The 1,553-nt window shown below is 57.8% G+C and carries 2 protein-coding genes; one reads left to right on the top strand and one right to left on the bottom strand.

The window, feature by feature from the left end; translation table 11 throughout:
* A partial coding sequence (locus NW815_RS02625) for a CGLD27 family protein (protein ID WP_414415679.1) occupies positions 1-136 on the bottom strand: 136 nt, incomplete at its 3' end.
* Positions 137-314: 178 nt separating this feature from the next.
* On the opposite strand from NW815_RS02625, the gene NW815_RS02630 reads away from it, so the two are divergent.
* Positions 315-1,331: an FHA domain-containing protein gene (locus NW815_RS02630; RefSeq protein WP_414344505.1), complete on the top strand. Its 1,017-nt coding sequence runs from the start codon at positions 315-317 to the stop codon at positions 1,329-1,331.
* Positions 1,332-1,553 lie beyond the last annotated feature (222 nt).

Genomic DNA, 1,553 nt, shown 5'->3' on the forward strand with positions numbered 1-1,553 from the left:
CCCAAACCCCAAAGATTCGTTTTAAGTAAGGGATCCACCCCAAAGCGGGCCAGGAAAAAGGAAAGGCTTCCCTCAGCTCTGCATACTGCCGGAGCGGCTGTTGCTCAGCGGGAATGGGATGGAAGGGATCCAGCATACGCCTTAACGTATCTACACAAAATGATACCGGTCGGGTTGGCCCCCCGCCAAGCCCATCCTCAGACCTCCATCTCCCAGCAGAGGCGGCTCAGAAATCGAGCCCGGATACCCCCCATCAACCGAAGGCAAGCGGGGTATCGTATTAAAGTGTGGTCGCGTCTAGAATTCATCTCATCATGAGCGTCACAGGCGAATCTGCCGCCACCGCCGCGCCCTACGTGATCTTAAAAGAGCCGGATGGCAGCCAGAGGAAACACATTCTCTCGGGAGCGACCGCTTGGACCCTAGGCCGCGATGAAGACAACGCCATCGTCTTGAGCGATCCCAGCGTTTCGCGCCAACATGCCCTGCTGCAATACCTCGACAACAACAGCATCTATCTCATCGATCTGGGCAGCCGCAACGGCTCGTTTGTCAACAATCGCCGCGTCAGCATTCCCACCCTGCTGCAGGATGGGGATCACCTCACCCTTGGACAATCCCAGCTGGAGTTCCACAGCGGATCCCTGGCCAGCTCAGAACCCAGCCCCGCGGCCAAACCTTCGGACACCCTGGTTTTACAAACCCGCTGGCTGATCTCGGTGGCGGTGGTGGATGTGCGAGGTTACGGACAACTGACTCAACAACTGGACGAGCGCCTGCTTTCCCAGGTGATGGGCGATTGGTTCCGGCGGGGTGGGGATATCATTCAGCAGTACGGGGGCACTGTCGATAAATACATTGGCGATGCGATTATGGCCGTTTGGTTCCATGTGCCCCAAGCCAACACTGCTTCTCTGGGCACGGAAGTGCCGGGAATTCACCTCGATGTGAAGTCGGTTTTGCAGGCCATAGCGAAGCTGTTTCAAATGACCGAGCAGCTGAACGGTGAGTTTCCGCTGCCTTCTCCCATTCGTCTGGGGGCAGGGGTCAACACAGGCTCGGCAATCGTGCGCCAGGTGGGCAACAACACCCGCCAAGAATATACGGCTCTGGGAGATACGGTGAATTTGGCCTTTCGCATCGAGAGCGCTACCCGCACCCTCAACGCCGACCTGGCGATCAGCCAGGACACCTATACCTGCTTGGCCAAACAGCTGGGGCAGGCAGCCGCCTGCTTCTCCCATCAGGCTGTGGAGCTGAAGGGGTATGCCCACCGCCATCAGGTGTACTACTGCGATGTGCGGTCTTTGCAAGCCGTTCTCAGCCCCTAGACTTGGATCCGACTACCCGGAGATGTCTTGCCGCTGTCTGCTGTCTGACAGAGCAAGGTGGGGGATCCCGCTGTTCTTTTAGAACCTCCTGCTGCTCCTTGAGCCGATAAGATGGCAAGGCCCATTTCGACTGCACAAGAGCCTGGCCCATGACTCTGGTCAATCGCCCCGAGGTGGTGGCAGAGCTAACCGAACTGATACATTCACGCTGAACTCTCCTGA

The sequence above is a fragment of the Synechococcus sp. R6-7 genome (assembly GCF_047461695.1).
In the GTDB taxonomy this organism is placed as follows: domain Bacteria; phylum Cyanobacteriota; class Cyanobacteriia; order Thermostichales; family Thermostichaceae; genus Thermostichus.